This window comes from Peristeroidobacter soli, from assembly GCF_004138485.1.
GTDB lineage: Bacteria > Pseudomonadota > Gammaproteobacteria > Steroidobacterales > Steroidobacteraceae > Steroidobacter > Steroidobacter soli.
The window spans coordinates 817,970-835,304 of sequence record NZ_ML142848.1; the positions used below are offsets into that span (position 1 = coordinate 817,970).

Consider the following 17,335-nt stretch of genomic DNA (forward strand, 5'->3'; position numbering starts at 1 on the left):
ATCTCGAACCTGAAGGCCCGATCCTTCAGAGCGCCCCTGAGTCAAAGCGCTTCGCGAGGATAATCAGCCCGACAGCGCCATCGTCCGCTGCGGCATGAACTGCGCCTTGCGACGAGTCTCCGCGCTCTCCATCGCGCGGGTCGCGGCACTCGTATCGCCACCCAACTGCATCACTCGCGCGGTCAGCTGCCAATTCGACGGGCTCGACGGCTTCAACTGAGTCCGCTCGGCGATCAGCGCACGCGCCAGCCGGATCTGATCCGACCGCAGCGCCGCCTCGACCAACGTGAGATGAATCAGATCGCGTTGCGCATTGCTGCCCCCGAAGCGGTTCGCAATGGTTCGAATCGCCAGCAGTCGGCGTACCACATCGGAATATCGGCGATCCGAGAATGACACCAGCGCCTTGGCAAGCGGCAAGCCCACCTCGCGAGTCATCATGGCGTTGGTATCCGTACCCGTGCACTTCTGCTCCATCGCCGCGATCGTCCGTTGCGCCAGATCCGTTCGCTCCGCTCCGACGAATGCCATGACGGCATGCGCGTCATTGAACGCGTAATACGCATGATCGACGAACGGCTCCCAGGTACTGGCCAGGGCGCCCCAGCGATTGCCTACGTCGACCCCGCGCAACTGCAGCCGCCAGAGCATCGCCGACGCGTCGATCATTTCCAGCGGCACCTGCGACGGCGCCGGACGAATGCGACGGTCATAGAGATCCAGCACCTGAGCGACGTTGCCCGCGTCGAGATGAAACAACCCGAGATGCCACCAGTTGTGGAACGCCAGGCCGTTGTTGTCCGCCCAGTCCCGCTCACGCGAGGTGAGGAAATCGATGCCTTCGCGAATGCGGCCTTGCATCTCCATCACATGAGTGACGGCGTGCACGCCCCACGCATCGACCGGATTGATCTCCAGGGCACGGCGACCGATGTCTTCGGCGCGCGAATACAACCCGGTTTCCTCCAGTCCAAACGCATACATTCCGAGTACATAGTTATAACCCGGCGCGCTCGTGTCCCATTCGGGCAACACTTGAGCCACGCGATCGCGCAGCATGGTGCTGGAGCCCATAAAGAAATCGCCGACGTGCGCTACCTGTAGTGCCAGCAGGTCCCGCGGATATTCCAACAGGATGTCGCCGTACCGACGGATCGAGCCGGCGAAATCGCCATGCAGCCAGGAGCGTGCCGCGGCGGCGTGGGCCCGCTCACGATCGTTAGCTCGCCGGCCCAACGATTCGATGGCTTCGATACTTTCCGTCAGCAGTGGCACCCCCATGCGATCGGTGGCCATGATCATCAGCCCGGCCCGCAGACAATGTCCCATGGCGAAGCCCGGATCGGCCTCGAGCGCGGCCTGGATGCTGGCCAGCGGGTCGAGCCGGTAGCTCACCGACAGCCCCAGCGCCTGCTCGAACTGTTGCAGCGATGCAGTACTGCGGGTCGAAACCGGGCAACCGCGTGAATCTCGAAGCGACATGACCTTCCTCCTGGGGTAAGTACTTGGGGGCGCCCCTTCATGGGGCCTATTTGTACCGAGCCCTCGTGAGTCGAAGGTCTCGACAGCCGTGAAAAAAGCGTGAAAATGTCGCCCCCGGCCCGCCGATTCCGATTGGTACAGCGTCACAACCAGAATTCAGCGCCAGATCCGTCGTGAGTGAACTAACGTTACAAGTGCTCGGGTCATTTCACGTCCGCGACGCGAGCGGCGGCGAAGTCCGCATTGCCTCCCGCAAAGGTCGCGCCCTGCTCGCCTATCTGGCCCTGCGTCCCGGTGAATCTCACAGCCGCGACCGCCTGGCCACGTTGCTTTGGGAAGATGCCGACGAGGAGCTGGCACGCACCAGCTTGCGTCAGGCACTGGCCGCGCTTCGAAAATCACTGCCGTCCGGGGCGCAGGCGGCGTTGCTGGCCGATACTGAGACCGTAGGCGTCGATGCCGGATTGCTACAAAGTGACATCGGCGCCTTCCGCGACTCCCTGCTCGCCGGCACGCGCACTTCGTTACAAGACGCGATCAATCACTATCGCGGCGATTTGTTGGATGGCTTCGACGCGCGCTCCACTGCCTTCGATGAATGGCTGAGCAGCGAGCGCAGCGCTCTGCGCAAACAGATGAGTGAGGCCCTGCAGCGGCTCACCGATCTGTGCGTGGCATCGGAAGACAACGACGGCGCGCTGACCGCATCCATCAAGCTCGTCTCTCTGGAGCCCCTGAACGAAGCCGCTCACCGGCGCATCATGGAGCTGCAGGCAAGGCGCAACTCCTACGCTGAAGCGCTCCGACAGTACCGCGTGTGCCGCGATGTGCTGCGCCGGGAACTGGATGTTTCTCCCGAGGCGGCCACCGACCAGTTGTATCGAGAACTGATGCGTAAACGTCGCGCGGCGGTTTCTGAGCCCGTGGACGGCGAGTCGTTCATCGATGAGCCGGCTGAAGCAGCGCCGGCACCGGCAGCGCGCCAGGAACTCCGCCCCAGCCTGCGTGACGCGACGATCTTCGTCGCCCGCCTCGAAGGCTTACTGGAAACAGAGGCTCGACTCGATCCCGAAGAAGCGCATTTGCTGTCGAATGAGTTTCAGTGCCGAGTGCAGAGTGCGGTCCGGGAATTCGGCGGGCTGGCGGATCGACGCGTCGGCTCGAACGTCATGGCGGCCTTCGGCATTCCTCATTCCTACGGAAACGAAGCTGAACGCGCCGCACGAGCCGCGCTGATGTTACGTGACATGGTGAACGCGAAGCCGTGGCCTGTGCCCGGCTCGATGGCACTGCGCATCGGCATCGCTCAGGGACAAATCCTCTGCGGCACCGAAGTGTTTCCTCTGAGCGGACGGCCCACGCACGAAGCGCACATTCTTGCCGCTCAAGCCCAGGACGGCGAAGTACTGATTTCGGAGGACATTCGCCAGTCGCTGGGTGAGCGCGTCAGCACTCAACGCGTCGGAGCGGCGATGCAAGCCCATTCCGAACCGGTGAATGCCTGGGCATTGAATGCCATCGGCGCCGAAAGCGGCACGACTGCACAGCCGTTTGTGGGTCGCCGCCCCGAGCTGGCGATGATTCTCGCATCGCTGGATCGATGCATGTCGAGCCGACATGGCCGTGCCATCGTGGTGCGCGGTGAAGCGGGTATCGGCAAGACGCGACTGGTCGATGCGGTCCGCAGTACCGCCGTCGAGCGCGGCGTCGGCGTGCACTCGGCACAGATCTTCGATTTCGGCCAGTCTCCGGGCCGGCGCCCGATCACCATGCTCGCTCTGAGTCTGCTCGGCATTCGTGCCGACGCGCCCGCTACCGAACGCAAGGCGGCCGTGCAACGAATGGCGGCATCGCGAGGCGGCAATATCGATCAAATCATTTTCCTGAGCGACCTGATCGATGCGCCGCTGGATCCGGAGCTGGCGGCACTGGAAAAAGCGATGGAAGTCGCCACGCGTCAGCGAGGCCGCACGCTTGCACTCGCGCAGATCATTGAAACGGCAGCACAGCGCTCGCCACAATTGCTGATCGTCGAAGATGTGCACTGGGCGGACACCGATGAGCTGGCGCGACTCGGAGAGATCGCAGCCGTGGTCGCGAACTGCCAGATTCTGTTCATCATGACGACGCGCCCCGAAGGCGATCCGATCAGCGCGAGCTGGCGCGCTCGTGCGCGCGGTTGCCCGGTAACGACGGTCGACCTCGCTCCGCTGGCAGAAGACGAAGCCCAGGAGCTGGCCGCACACTATCCCGAGCTGTCGAGCGAGACGATCCAGGAATGTATCGTGCGCGCCGAGGGCTATCCGTTGTTTCTGGATCAGCTGTTGCGCTCGGCCAGTGCCGGCCAGCATGCATTGCCAGGATCGGTGCGTTCGTTGGTGCTGTCGCGTGCGGACAGCTTATCTCCGCTGGATCACCTGGCGCTCGAAGCCGCGGCCGTGCTCGGCCAGCGCACCGAACTGGCGATCATTCGCCGCATGATCGAAGACGAGAGTTACGAGCCGGAGAAGCTGATCGCCACCACGCTGGTTCGCAGTGATGGCGTCGAGCTGGAGTTTGCTCACGCGCTGTTCCGTGACGCGATTTATGAGTCGACGCTGAAATCGCAGCGACGCGCCCTGCATCGAGTCGCAGCCGCCTGGTTCGGATCACGCGATCTCTCGTTACACGCGGAGCACCTGGCAGCTGCCGATGACGACGGCGCCGCCGAGGCTTACCTAAGAGCTGCCGAGGCCGAGCGTACGTTGCTTCGTTACGAACGAGCGCTCAACCTTGCGAACAAGGCCAGCGCCGTCGCGCGCGAGCCGATGATGCTGCACAGGACGAGCGTGCTGCTCGGCGAACTGCTCCTGCATCTGGGCCGGACTCACGATGCTCTAGCGGCATTCCGGGAGGCGCTGGACTTCGCCATCGACCAGAGCGGTCATGGCGCCGCGTGGCTCGGCATTTCCTCCGCTCTGCGCATCATGGACCGCTACGAAGAGGCGCTCGAAGCATTGGAGCGCGCGCAGAACATCTTCGGCGACACCACCGATGCGCGGACCCGGGCTCGCATGAGCACGCTCCAGGGCAATCTTTATTTTCCGTTGGGTCGCTTCGATGCGTGCCTGCAGGCACACCAGAAGGCCTATCAATTTGCCCAGGAAGCAAACTCCCCGGACGAACTGGCGCGAGCGCTCGGCGGCCTGGGCGACGCTCACTATCAACGCGGCAACTTGCTGACGGCGCGCAAACATTTCGTACAGTGCGTGAAGGAAGCGCGTGAGCACGGCTTGATCGGCGTGCTGCTCGCGAACTTGCCCATGGTCGGCATTACCCAGGTCTATTGCGGCGAAGTCGCCGCCGGCCGCTCTGCCTTGCAGGAATGCCGGGAGATCGCATGCCGCGTCGGCGACCTGCGCAGCGAAATGATTTCGGTGTTGTGCCTAACCTCCGGCTTGATCCTGCAAGGTAAGAACGAGGAACGCGCCAACCTGGCCAGACAGGCGCTGCAACTGGCCAAACAGCTCGGGGCGCGCCGCTTCCATGCCGAGTGTCTGGGCATCCTCGCCAGCTGCATGAGCGAGCCGGAGAGTCGCAACGAGGCTTTGCAACTGGTCGAGGAAGGACTGCAACTCAGCCGCGAAATGGGCATGTCCTACTGTGGCGCTTCCTTGCTCGGCATATTGGCCCGACTGACGTCCGATCCGGCGCAACGCGCGGCGGCGCTGGCGGAAGGGGAAACGGTGCTGGCGTCAGGCTGCGTCAGTCACAGCTATTTCGAGTTCTACCATCACGCGATGGAAGTGAGCATCGAGCAGAGCGCCTGGCAGGCCGCGCGCCGTTACGCAAACGACCTCGCCACTTATACGGCGGCTGAGCCGCTGGCGCCGACGGATCTGCAGAGCGCGCGGGCACGCCTGTTGGCGGACGTGGGCGAGAACGTCATCACGTCACAAACGCTGCCCGAGCTCGAATCGCTCAAGCAGCGCTGTCATCACATGGACGCAGTGGCGCTCATCCCGGCGATCGACGCGGCGATCACACTGGTTGGACGAGCGCCGACAGCCTGACGCGGCCGATCAAGCCGCGTCCGCATCCGAATCCGGATCGTAGCCCAGGTTCGGCGACAGCCAGCGCTGCGCTTCCTCCAGCGAGATCTTCTTGCGCGCGGCGTAGTTCTGCACCTGATCGACGTCGATCTTGCCGACCGCGAAGTAGTGCGAGCCAGGGTGCGAGAAGTACCAGCCGCTCACCGCCGCCGTCGGATACATCGCGAACGACTCGGTGATCTTGATGCCCGCGTTCGCCTCCGGATCCAGCAGCTTCCACAGCGTCGCCTTCTCGGTGTGGTCCGGACACGCGGGATAACCCGGCGCCGGACGAATGCCGCGATAGTCTTCCTTGATCAACTGATCGTTGGTGAACCGCTCATCGGGCGCGTAACCCCAGAACTCGCGACGCACGCGCTCATGCATGCGCTCGGCGAACGCTTCGGCGAAACGATCCGCCAGTGCCTTGAGCATGATGCTCGAGTAGTCGTCGTGGGCTTTCTCGAAGCGTTCCAGATGCGGCTCGATGCCGATGCCGCCAGTGACGGCGAACGCACCGATGTAGTCGCGACGGCCGGAAGACTTCGGCGCGATGAAATCCGACAGCGCATCGTGCGACTGACCCGTCGGCTTGCCCTTCTGCTGACGCAGGAAATGCAGCCTGTGGAGCACGCGCGTACGCGACTCGTCGGTGTAGATCTCAACGTCGTCGTCATCGACGCTGTTCGCCGGGAACAATCCGATGACGCCGCGCGCGGTGAGCCAGCGCTCACGCACCACCTGCTTCAACATGCGGCGGGCATCGGCGTACAAGTTGCTGACCTGTTCGCCGACGACGGGATCGGTGAGGATGTCGGGGAACTTGCCGCCGAATTCCCATGCATTGAAGAACGGCATCCAGTCGATGTACCGGGTCAGATCTTCCAGCGAGAAATCGTCGAACGTGCGAATGCCGAGGAACTTCGGCACCGGCGGCACATATGAATCCCAACCGCCGTTGAACTTGTTCGCGCGCGCCTGAGCAATCGTCAGCTGCGGCGCCTTGATCTTCTTGCCCGCGTGCTGTTCGCGACGGACCGCGTGCTCCGCCTTGGTCTTCTCGACGAATTCCCGACGCAACGCCGCCGTGACCAATTGCTGACACACGCCGACCGAGCGCGACGCGTCCTTTACGTAGATCACCGGGCCCTTGTATTGCGGATCGATCTTCACCGACGTGTGCGCCGGCGAAGTGGTCGCGCCACCGATCAACAGCGGCTGTTCGAAGCCTTGACGCTGCATCTCGCGCGCCACGTGCACCATCTCGTCCAACGATGGCGTAATGAGGCCGGACAAGCCGATCATGTCTGCATTCTCACGCCGTGCCGTCTCGAGGATGCGCTCGGCCGGCACCATCACACCCAGATCGATCACTTCGAAGTTATTGCACTGGAGCACGACGCCGACGATGTTCTTGCCGATGTCGTGCACATCGCCCTTCACCGTCGCCATGATGATCTTGCCGTTCGACCTGGCAACCTGGCCGGAGCGCGCCTTCTCTTCCTCGATGAACGGAATGAGGTGCGCGACCGCCTTCTTCATGACGCGCGCCGACTTCACGACCTGCGGCAGGAACATCTTGCCGCTGCCGAACAGGTCGCCGACGACGTTCATGCCGTCCATCAGCGGGCCTTCGATGACGTGCAGCGGACGCTCCGCCTTCTGTCGCGCTTCTTCAGTATCGACCGTGATGAACTCGTCGATACCCTTGACCAGCGCATGCTCGAGCCGCTTCTCGACCGGCAGACTGCGCCAGGCCAGGTCTGCTTCCTTCTTCGCCCCGACTTCGCCCTTGAAGCGCGCGGCAATCTCCAGCAACCGCTCGGTCGCATCCGGGCGACGATTCAAAATCACATCCTCGACGCGCTCGCGCAGCTCGGGGTTGATGTCCTCGTAGATGGCCAGCTGACCGGCGTTGACGATACCCATCGTCATGCCTGCCTTGATGGCGTGATACAGGAACACCGAGTGCATCGCCTCGCGCACCGGGTCATTGCCGCGGAACGAGAAGGAAACATTGCTCACGCCGCCGCTGATGTGGGCGTACGGGCAGGTCCTTCTGATCTCGGCCGTCGCTTCGATGAAGTCGACGGAATAGTTGTTGTGCTCTTCGATGCCGGTCGCCACCGCGAAGATGTTCGGATCGAAAATGATGTCTTCGGCCGGGAAGCCGACCTGCTCGGTCAGAATTTTGTACGAGCGCTGACAGATCTCGACCTTGCGCTTCACCGTGTCGGCCTGACCGGTCTCGTCGAACGCCATCACGACGACCGCCGCGCCGTAGGCACGCACTTTCTTCGCGTGCTCGATGAACGCCGCCTCGCCTTCCTTCAAGCTGATGGAATTGACGATGCCCTTGCCCTGAATGCGCTTCAGACCCGCCTCGATGACCGTCCACTTGGACGAGTCGATCATGATGGGCACGCGCGAAATGTCGGGCTCGGACGCGATCAGATTCAGGAAGCGCACCATCGCGGCTTCCGAATCCAACATGCCTTCGTCCATGTTGATATCGATGACCTGCGCACCACTCGCCACCTGCTGGCGGGCGATATCGAGCGCGGCGTTGTAATCGTCCGCTTCGATCAGCTTGCGGAACTTCGCCGAACCCGTGACGTTGGTGCGCTCACCGACGTTCACGAACAGGCTGTCAGGACCGATGTTGCACGGCTCGAGACCCGACAAACGCGCGCGCTTTTCGAGCACCGGAGGCACGCGAGGCTTGACGCCCTCCACGGCTTCACGAATGTGCTTGATGTGGTCGGGCGTGGTGCCGCAGCAACCGCCGACGATGTTCACGAAGCCGCTGGTCGCGAACTCCTTGACGAGCTCGGCGGTCTCGCAGGCATGTTCGTCATACTCGCCGAAGGCATTCGGCAAGCCCGCGTTCGGATACGCGCTGACATAAACATCGGCGATGCGCGACATCTCTTCGATGTACGGGCGCAGCTGCTTCGCGCCCAGCGCGCAGTTCAAACCGATGGCGAGCGGCTTCGCGTGACGCACGGAGTTCCAGAACGCTTCGGTCGTTTGACCGGAAAGCGTGCGGCCCGACGCGTCGGTGATCGTGCCGGAAATGATGATGGGAATATCGATTCCCGTCTCGTCGATCGCCTGTCGGGCCGCATAGATCGCAGCCTTCGCATTCAGCGTGTCGAAGATGGTCTCGATCAGCAGGATATCGACGCCCGCCTCGATCAACGCACGCGCGCCGATCAGATAGGTGTCCGACAGCTGGTCGAAGTCGATGTTACGGAACGCGGGGTCATTGACGTTCGGCGACAGCGACGCCGTGCGATTCGTCGGGCCCAGCGCGCCGGCAACGAACTTCACCTGCCCCGTCTTCGCGAAATACTCATCCGCGGCGTCGCGCGCCACCTTGGCGCCAGCGAGATTGATCTCGCGCACCAAGTGCTCCATCTGGTAGTCGGCCTGCGAGGAATAGTTCGCGGTGAACGTGTTCGTCTCGACGATGTCCGCGCCCGACTCCATGTACTTGGTGTGGATGGCCTTGATGATCTCCGGCCGCGTCAACACCAGGATGTCGCTGTTGCCTTTCAGATCGCACGGCCAGTCCTTGAACCGGTCGCCGCGATAGTCGGCTTCAGTGAGCTTGTAGCCCTGAATCATGGTGCCCATGCCGCCGTCGAGCATCACGATGCGCTCGGTCAACAGACGGTGCAGAGTGGCCAGTCGTTCGGTGCGATTCATGTTTCTTGTTCCTCAACCTGCGGCGGCCTGCGCCAGCACCGGCCGCACGCCGAGCGCATGACAAATGGCATAACTCAGCTCGGCACGATTCAGCGTATAGAAATGGAATTCTTCGACGCCGTGCTTCTGCAGCTCCTGCACCTGCTCGATCGCGACGGCTGCAGCGATGAGTCGGCGCGTATCGGCGTCATCATCGAGACCGTCGAAGCGGTGCGCCAGCCAATCCGGCACGCTGGCTCCGCAACGCTGCGCCATGCGTAGCATCTGCGGGAAACGCGTGATGGGGAGAATGCCGGGGACGATACTGGCATTGATACCGGCCGCCGCGCATTGATCGCGGAAGCGCAGGAACAGACTCGTATCGAAGAAGAATTGAGTGATCGCGCGATCGGCGCCGGCGTCGATCTTCGACTTCAGATTGGTCAGCTCGAATTCCGCGCTCGGCGATTCAGGATGCGGCTCCGGATAGGTGGCCACCGAGATCTCGAAGTTGGCGACCGACTTCAAGCCCTTCACCAGATCGACCGCGTACGGAAAACCCTCCGGGTGCGGAACGTACTTCGTCGCGCCCTGCGGCGGATCACCGCGCAACGCCACGATGTGACGAATGCCGTTGGCCCAGTAGTCACGGGCGATATCCAGAATCTCTTCGCGGGGCGCGCCGATGCAGGTCAGATGCGGAGCTGCGGTCAGCGCCGTGTTCTTCTGAACTTTCGTGACGATGTTGTGTGTACGAGCGCGCGTCGAGCCGTCCGCGCCGTATGTCACGGACACAAACCGCGGCTGCAACGGCGCGAGGCGCTCCACGGACTCCCACAACGTCTGCTCCATCGCCTCGTCCTTCGGCGGGAAGAACTCGAACGACACCGTGGGTCGGCCCCGCAGCTTGCTCAAGCTGTTGGCGACCTGGTCCTTGAGCTTTTCGACTGACATGTTTCTTTCCTCAGTTCCTTTCAGTGACTCAGGCGCAGCTTCATGCCGCCGCCGTACTGCGTGCCACGCGCCGACCGATGGCCACCAGCAGATGCCCTGCTTCGGTGTCCACGGGGCGCACACGGGAAACTTCCAACCCTGCTTTGGTAAACCATTCGCGCAGAGTGGCGATGGGATTCGCGGAGGACACCGAGCTCAGCGAATCGAAGTCTTCGATGACCACGGCGCGTCCGCCGTGCTTCAGTGTTCGTGTGATTTCCGCCAGCGCCACCAGCGGACGCTCCGCGCTAGCCAGCACTCGCTCGGCGACGACGGTGTCGAACAGCGGCGCGGCGAACGGCAGGTCGTACATGTCGCCTCGCTGCAGCTCGCAATGACTCAAGCCCGCGCCGTGCACTTTCGTGCGCGCGAGTTTCAGTGCTTCGCTGGAAATGTCGACGCCTACCGCGCGGGTCGCCTTGGCGCCGAGGAGCTTGAGCATGTGACCGGAGCCGGTGCCTACATCGAGCAGCGCCCCGATCGGCTCACTCGCCAGTTCTTCGACGACGGTGGCGTCGACCAGATCCGAGCTCTTCTCGAGCGAGTCTTCGACGGCGAGATGATCCGCCGCGCGGCGGCCGCGCTCGGCGATGACTTCTTCCATCCGACGACGGTCTCGTCGGAGCACGTCATCTTCTTCGTCCACCAACGCCAGCAGCTGCCAAACCGTGTCTCGCGCCTCACCGGAGGCGGGCGCGCGGTAGTACACCCACAGCTGCTCTCGGAACCGATCCAGCAGTCCAGCGTCGCAGAGGAGTTTCAGATGCCGCGACACTCGCGGCTGACTTTGCCCGATCACCTCGCCGATCTCTCCCACCGTCAGCTCCGCCCGCGCCAATAGCGCAAGCAGCCGCAGCCGGGTGGGTTCGGCAGCAGCTCTCAGAGCAGAAACGGCAGATAAGAAGCTCGGCATTCGGGGTGTCGGCGACTTAAGGATATAAAGATATCTTTATATGGACGCGCAGCACTATACGCGAGCTCGCCCGCCAATGTCACGCTCCCAGCTCACACCTCCGCGAAGAACGCCCCACAGACCCAGCCTGAACAATGACTTAGCTCGCCCCTGAGCTGCCACGCCGGGCGTACTATCCTGGAGTAATTGGATTTTTCAGGACCCCAAAACGCCAGAAGCCGCGACCCGCGCGGCTTCTCTTCAGCTCGAATCCGACGAAAGGCTTTTTTAGGGCAACCGGCGGGTGGGATCGAAGTCCGCAACCCGGGGCGTGTTGACGAACGCCACCACCACGGTGACGACGGACAGCAGAGCCAGCAGAATTCCCTTCGACAGTTTCAGGCTGCCCTGAAACCCTTCGATGAAGGGTTGTACAACGTTCTGAATCATCGACGCACCTCCAAGACTTGCCTGCAGAAATGCACCATCCCGCCAATCAACACCACAGCGCTGAACGCGGCGTCAGCATAAACCAAGTACAGCTCCAGCTCGGTGATCAATTTGAAGATCTCATCTGGAAAAGGGTGGTGACGATGCAGCGCATGTAACACCACGGAGACCAGCCACCCCGTAGCAAACAATGCCGTAAAGATGAAGGCCGCTCCAACCAGGTGCCCGACCAGGGCCATCACAGACCACCAATAGCCGACTCGTCGCTCCCTCGCTCCCCAGTACAACTCGCCCTCTCCTCGGCTTGTTTTGAGACCTCTCGATGGCCCCAGCCTACCCCCGATTTGAGTGGCATCTCGACGCGTTTAGCGCGAGAAATCGTTGATCACAGTGATGCCCGTTCCGCGGAAGCTGTCCATGTCGGCGAGCGCGGCTGGTGCCGCGGAGAGGGAGATAGTCTTTTCGACGAGGAGTTGAGGTTGTACTCGGCCCGTGAGGATCAGGTCGAGCATGGCGTCGTAGCGATGAGCCTGCATGCCATGACTGCCCATGACTTGCAGCTCTTTCGCGATGACCAAGCCCATTGGCACCGGCGGATCGGCGTGCGCGCCGAGCACCAGGCCGACCTGGACGTGGCGACCTTGCGGACGCAGGCAGGCGATGGAGTTGTAGCAGGTGACGCGACTGCCGAGTGCGTCCATGGATACGTGAGCGCCACCGCGCGTGTGCTCGACGATGGCTGCTTTCACGTCGACGTTCGCCAACACGCCGACTTCGGCGCCGAGGCGCCTGGCGAAATCAAGTTTGCTTTGATCGATATCGACGGCGATGACTCGCGCGCCCATGGCGTTGGCGATCATGATCGCCGACAGCCCCACGCCTCCGCAGCCATGAATCGCCACCCACTCGCCAGGCTGCACGCGAGCCTGATCTACGACGGCTCGAAATGACGTCGCGAATCGGCAGCCAAGACTGGCCGCGGTGACGAAGTCGATGGCTTCGGGAAGATGGACGAGATTGATGTCCGCGTAGTCGATGGCGACGAATTCGGCGAACGAACCCCACGCAGTGAAGCCCGGCTGAAACTGCGACGCGCAGATTTGCTGCTGACCCTTCGCGCATTGCTCACAGCGACCGCAGCCACTGACGAATGGCACGGTGACCCGATCGCCCACTTTAAAACGCGCGACGTTGGCGCCGACCGCCGCAACGACGCCAGCCAGTTCGTGGCCGGGGACATGAGGGAGGCGAATATCCGCGTCGTGCCCCATCCAGCCATGCCAGTCGCTGCGACAAATGCCGGACGCCGCGACTTTGATGACCACGCCGCCCGCAGCCGGCGCAGGATCACGAACGTCGACGCAATCGAGAGCACCGCCGAACGATTCGAAGAGGACCGCTCTCACGGAAAATCGACTCAGTGCCGCCGATCGGGTGCGTCAGTGGTGGGCGTGGCCGTGCCGGCAAACAGCTGTTCGACGTCGACCGAATCGAATCGATACGCCCGATTGCAGAAGTCGCAGCGCACTTCGACGTGCCCCTGCTCCGCCAGCACCGAGCGCACCTCTTCCGCCCCCAACGCCTTGAGCATGCCGACGACGCGTTCTCGAGAGCAGCGGCACTTGAAGAACACCGGCGCGGACTCGAACATGCGCACATCGTCTTCGGCGAACAACCGGCGCAGGATGTTTCGATCGCTCAGGGTCTGCAGCTCTTCGGGCTTCAACGTGTCGCCGAGCATTTGCACCCGATTCCACGCGTCGTCGATCTCCGCCCGATTCATTTCATGCGCCCGCGAACCCACGGTGCGTGACTTCACAGAGTCATCCGACAGTCGCTGCAACAGCAGCCCGGACGCGCCATTCTCATCCGCATGCAGCCACAGCCGCGTGGGCAACTGCTCGGACGTCTCGAAATAATTGCGCAAGCAATCGGACAGACGCTCGCCCGTCAACGGCACGATGCCCTGATAGCGCTGCGAGAGGTCCTCGTTCTCGACCGTGACAGTCATGGTGCCTTCGCCGGACAGCGCGGCGAGATCGGGCTGGAATTCGGCGTCCTTGTAGCGGGCCACCGCCCGCACCCCCAGCGCATCGGAGCATTGCGCCAGCATCAGATGCATCGGCCCCTGCCCCTTCAACTGCAGGCTCAGGGTGCCATCGAACTTCATGGTGGCAGCGAGCAGTACCGAGGCTGCGACCGCTTCGCCCAGCGTGTCGCGAATGACAGGCGGATATTCCCGATGCTCGAGCAGCGCGCGCCACGAGGCGTCCAGGTGGACGATGTGGCCGCGAATCGGATAGTGCTCGAACAGGAATCTGTGCAGGCAATCGCGATCGTGCATGACAGGGACTTCGGCCGGGGTGACGGGAAGGCGGATGATGGTACTCATCCGCCGTTACATTAGCCCGCCCCGTTCATTTTCAACAGGCCGGTCGCGCTCGAAAAAATCGCCCTAGCCGGCCAGCTTCTTTTTCAACAGCTCATTGACCTGGGCCGGATCGGCCTTGCCACCGGTGACCTTCATCACCTGGCCGACAAAGAAGCCGAACAGCTTGTCCTTGCCGGAGCGATAGTCCGCCAGCTGCTTGGGATTGGCCGCCATGACCTCGTCGATGGTCTTTTCGATGGCGCCGGTGTCGGTGATTACCTTCAGCCCCTTGGCCTCGATGATGGCATCGGCGTCCACGCCGTCCGACCACATCGCCTCGAACACTTCCTTGGCGATCTTGCCGGAGATGGTCTTGTCGGCAATTCTCGCCAGCAGGCCCGCGAGGCGCGCGGCATCGATGCGCGTCCCGGTGATCTCGACACCGTCCTTGTTGAGCGCCGCCGACAGCTCGCCCATCGTCCAGTTCGCCGCGAGCTTCTCGTTGCCTTCGAGATTCTTCGACTTCAGCGACGCGAGCACCGCCTCGTAGAAATCGCCCATCTCGCGGCTCGCGGTCAGCACGCCCGCGTCATACGCGGACAGGCCGAACTTCTCGACGTAACGACCCGCCTTCTGATCCGGCAGCTCGGGCAGCGTGCCGCGCACACCCTCGATGAAGTCCTTCTCGATCACCACCGGCAGCAGGTCCGGATCCGGGAAGTAACGATAGTCGTTGGCTTCTTCCTTGGAACGCAGCGAGCGCGTCTCGCCCTTGTCGGGATCGAACAGACGCGTTTCCTGTTTGATGCTGCGACCGGCCTCGATCTCTTCGATCTGGCGCGCCACTTCGTAGTTGATGGCCTTTTCGATATACCGGAACGAGTTCAGGTTCTTGATCTCGCAGCGGGTGCCGAACTTCTCCTGGCCCTGCGGGCGCACCGAGACGTTGGCGTCACAGCGGAACGAGCCTTCCTGCATGTTGCCGTCGCAGATCTCCAGGTAGCGCACCAGCGTATGAATCTTCTTCAGGTACGCGACCGCTTCTTTGGCCGAGCGCATATCGGGCTCGGAGACGATTTCCAGCAACGGCGTGCCGGCGCGATTCAGGTCGATACCCGAAGCGCCCTGGAAATCCTCGTGCAACGACTTGCCGGCATCTTCTTCCAGATGCGCGCGCGTGATGCCGATGACCTTGACCGAGCCGTCCTCGAGCAGGATCTGCATCGAGCCCTTCTCGACCACCGGCTTTTCGTACTGGCTGATCTGATAGCCCTTCGGCAGGTCGGGATAGAAATAGTTCTTGCGCGCGAAAATGGAACGCGGCGAGATCTGCGCGCCGATTGCGAGACCGAACTTCACGGCCATGCGCACGGCTTCGCGATTCAACACCGGCAGCACGCCGGGGTAGCCCAGATCGACCAGATTCGCCTGTGCATTCGGCGCGGCGCCGTAGGCGGTCGCGGCACTGGAGAAGATCTTGCTGCGCGTGGCCAGCTGCGCGTGGATTTCCAAACCGATGACGGTTTCCCAGCTCATCATGCGTAACCCTTAGGAATGTCTCTGTGCCACAGCGTCTCGTTCTGGTAGCCGTGCGCGACGTTGAGCAATTTAGCCTCGGCGAAGTGCGGACCGATGATCTGCAATCCCACCGGCAGGCCGCCCACCGTGCCGCACGGAATCGACATGGCCGGCAGGCCCGCCAGGTTGGCACCGATGGTGTAGATGTCGTTCAAGTACATGGTGATGGGATCGTCGACCTTGGCGCCGATGTCGAACGCCGGCGTCGGCGAGGTCGGCCCCATCAGCACATCGACTTGCTGGAAGGCGCGAGCGAAGTCGTCCGTGATCAGGCGGCGAACCTTCTGCGCGCGCAGGTAATACGCGTCGTAGTAACCCGCCGAGAGCACATAGGTGCCGGTCATGATGCGACGTTTGACCTCGGCACCGAAGCCCTCGCCACGCGAGCGCATGTAAAGATCTTCGAGGCCCTGCGGATTCTCGCAGCGATAGCCGAAGCGCACGCCGTCGAAACGTGACAGGTTCGACGAACACTCCGCCGGCGCGACCACATAATAGGTAGGCACGGACAGCGGCAGATTCGGCAAGCTCACTTCGATCAGCTTCGCGCCGAGGCGCTCGTACACCTGCAGCGCCTCGCGGATCAGCTTGGCCGTCGACTCTTCCAAGCCGCTTTCGAAGAACTCCTTCAGCAGGCCGATCTTCAAACCGGCGAGCGGCCGATCGAGGCCGGCGACGTAGTCGGGCACCGGCGTGTCGACACTGGTCGAATCCCGCGGGTCGAAGCCGGCCATGTCACGCAGAACCATCGCCGCGTCCTTCGCGGTGATGGTCATCGTGCCGGCCTGATCGAGGCTGGAGGCGAACGCGATCATTCCGTACCGGGATACGCGTCCATACGTGGGCTTCAGGCCGGTCAGACCGGTGAGCGCCGCGGGCTGACGGATCGAGCCGCCGGTATCGGTCGCGGTTGCCACGGGCGCGAGTCGCGCGGCGACCGACGCCGCCGATCCGCCCGACGAGCCGCCCGGTACTTTTTTCAGGTCCCAGGGGTTTTTCACCGGACCGTAAAAGCTGGTTTCGTTCGAGGAGCCCATCGCGAACTCATCCATGTTCGCCTTGCCCAGCATGACGACGCCAGATTGCGACAACTTCTCCACGATGGTGGCGTCGTATGGCGCGACGAAGTTGGACAGCATGCGCGAGCCGCACGTGGTCAATACACCGTCGGTGCAGAAGATGTCTTTGTGAATCAGCGGCAAGCCGGCCAATGCGCCCGCCTCGCCCGAGGCCAGCAGCTCATCAGCCCGCCGCGCCGCGGCCAGCGCGTACTCCGGAGTGACCGTGATGAGCGCGTTCAGCGCCGGGTTCAAGCGCTCGATTCGCGCCAGAAAATGCCGGGCGAGCTCGACGCTGGAAAAGCGGCGCGCCCGCAATCCTTCGTTGAGCTCCGCCAACGTCAGGTGATGCAGTTCAGTCATGGGTCACTCGATCACTTTGGGCACGAGATACAGATCCGCTTCGACGCGGGGCGCGTTGCGCTGATATTTGGCGTGCTGGTCGGTATCCAGCACTTCGTCCGGGCGCATCCTTTGCACCTGATCCGCGAGCGGATGCGCCATCGGCTCGACCGCCGCGGTATCCGCGGCGTTGAGCTGCGCGACGAAGTCGAAGATCTTCGACAGGCTGTCCACATACACTGGCAGCTGCTCATCGCTGAGCTTCAGGCGCGCCAGCTTGGCGATGTTCTTCACATCGTTATCGGTAAGACTCATGGGCCGAAACTTCCGCTGAAAGACAGATGAGAAATCGCGGCCAGTGAGACCTCACGCTCGCCGCGACCTCAGGCGAAAGCGTAGCGAGGAGCAA

The 17,335-nt window shown here is 62.7% G+C and carries 12 protein-coding genes; 1 reads left to right on the plus strand and 11 read right to left on the minus strand.

Going from position 1 to position 17,335, the window contains the following annotated elements; translation table 11 throughout:
* Positions 1 to 63 precede the first annotated feature (63 nt).
* Positions 64 to 1,482 (minus strand): tetratricopeptide repeat protein, encoded by a 1,419-nt coding sequence (locus tag EKO19_RS03180; protein WP_217705102.1) that lies wholly within the window; start codon positions 1,480 to 1,482, stop codon positions 64 to 66.
* A 173-nt stretch (positions 1,483 to 1,655) separates the two neighbouring features.
* Between EKO19_RS03180 and EKO19_RS03185 the strand changes: the two genes are divergently transcribed.
* The gene (locus tag EKO19_RS03185; RefSeq protein WP_129774950.1) at positions 1,656 to 5,534 is read left to right on the plus strand and encodes a BTAD domain-containing putative transcriptional regulator; all 3,879 of its coding nucleotides are present in this window, start codon (positions 1,656 to 1,658) and stop codon (positions 5,532 to 5,534) included.
* 9 nt (positions 5,535 to 5,543) lie between these two features.
* On the opposite strand, the gene metH is transcribed toward EKO19_RS03185, so the two are convergent.
* From metH to gatC, 10 genes are all read right to left on the minus strand, one after another.
* Positions 5,544 to 9,263, minus strand: coding sequence for a methionine synthase (gene metH / locus EKO19_RS03190; RefSeq protein ID WP_129774951.1), 3,720 nt, complete (start codon positions 9,261 to 9,263; stop codon positions 5,544 to 5,546).
* A gap of 12 nt (positions 9,264 to 9,275) precedes the next feature.
* Positions 9,276 to 10,196: a methylenetetrahydrofolate reductase gene (metF, locus tag EKO19_RS03195; protein WP_129774952.1), complete on the minus strand. Its 921-nt coding sequence runs from the start codon at positions 10,194 to 10,196 to the stop codon at positions 9,276 to 9,278.
* Between the two features lie 40 nt (positions 10,197 to 10,236).
* Positions 10,237 to 11,148, minus strand: coding sequence for an ArsR/SmtB family transcription factor (locus EKO19_RS03200; RefSeq protein ID WP_129774953.1), 912 nt, complete (start codon positions 11,146 to 11,148; stop codon positions 10,237 to 10,239).
* 267 nt (positions 11,149 to 11,415) lie between these two features.
* A complete protein-coding gene (locus EKO19_RS38155) occupies positions 11,416 to 11,577 on the minus strand; it encodes a hypothetical protein (protein WP_157995102.1) in 162 nt (53 codons plus the stop codon).
* Entirely contained in the window at positions 11,574 to 11,816 is a 243-nt protein-coding gene (locus EKO19_RS03205; RefSeq protein ID WP_129774954.1) for a hypothetical protein, read from the minus strand. The genes EKO19_RS38155 and EKO19_RS03205 overlap by 4 nt, the downstream gene beginning before the upstream one ends.
* Positions 11,817 to 11,942: 126 nt before the next feature.
* On the minus strand, positions 11,943 to 12,983 hold the full coding sequence (locus EKO19_RS03210) for a zinc-dependent alcohol dehydrogenase family protein (protein ID WP_129774955.1): 1,041 nt from the start codon (positions 12,981 to 12,983) through the stop codon (positions 11,943 to 11,945).
* Between the two features lie 11 nt (positions 12,984 to 12,994).
* Positions 12,995 to 13,969 (minus strand): Hsp33 family molecular chaperone HslO, encoded by a 975-nt coding sequence (gene hslO / locus EKO19_RS03215; protein ID WP_217705103.1) that lies wholly within the window; start codon positions 13,967 to 13,969, stop codon positions 12,995 to 12,997.
* Between the two features lie 63 nt (positions 13,970 to 14,032).
* On the minus strand, positions 14,033 to 15,484 hold the full coding sequence (gene gatB / locus EKO19_RS03220; protein ID WP_129775973.1) for an Asp-tRNA(Asn)/Glu-tRNA(Gln) amidotransferase subunit GatB: 1,452 nt from the start codon (positions 15,482 to 15,484) through the stop codon (positions 14,033 to 14,035).
* On the minus strand, positions 15,484 to 16,938 hold the full coding sequence (gene gatA / locus EKO19_RS03225; RefSeq protein WP_129775974.1) for an Asp-tRNA(Asn)/Glu-tRNA(Gln) amidotransferase subunit GatA: 1,455 nt from the start codon (positions 16,936 to 16,938) through the stop codon (positions 15,484 to 15,486). The genes gatB and gatA overlap by 1 nt, the downstream gene beginning before the upstream one ends.
* Before the next feature lie 12 nt (positions 16,939 to 16,950).
* Complete coding sequence (gatC, locus tag EKO19_RS03230) at positions 16,951 to 17,241, minus strand: Asp-tRNA(Asn)/Glu-tRNA(Gln) amidotransferase subunit GatC (protein WP_129774956.1); 291 nt, start codon at positions 17,239 to 17,241, stop codon at positions 16,951 to 16,953.
* Positions 17,242 to 17,335: the final 94 nt, after the last annotated feature.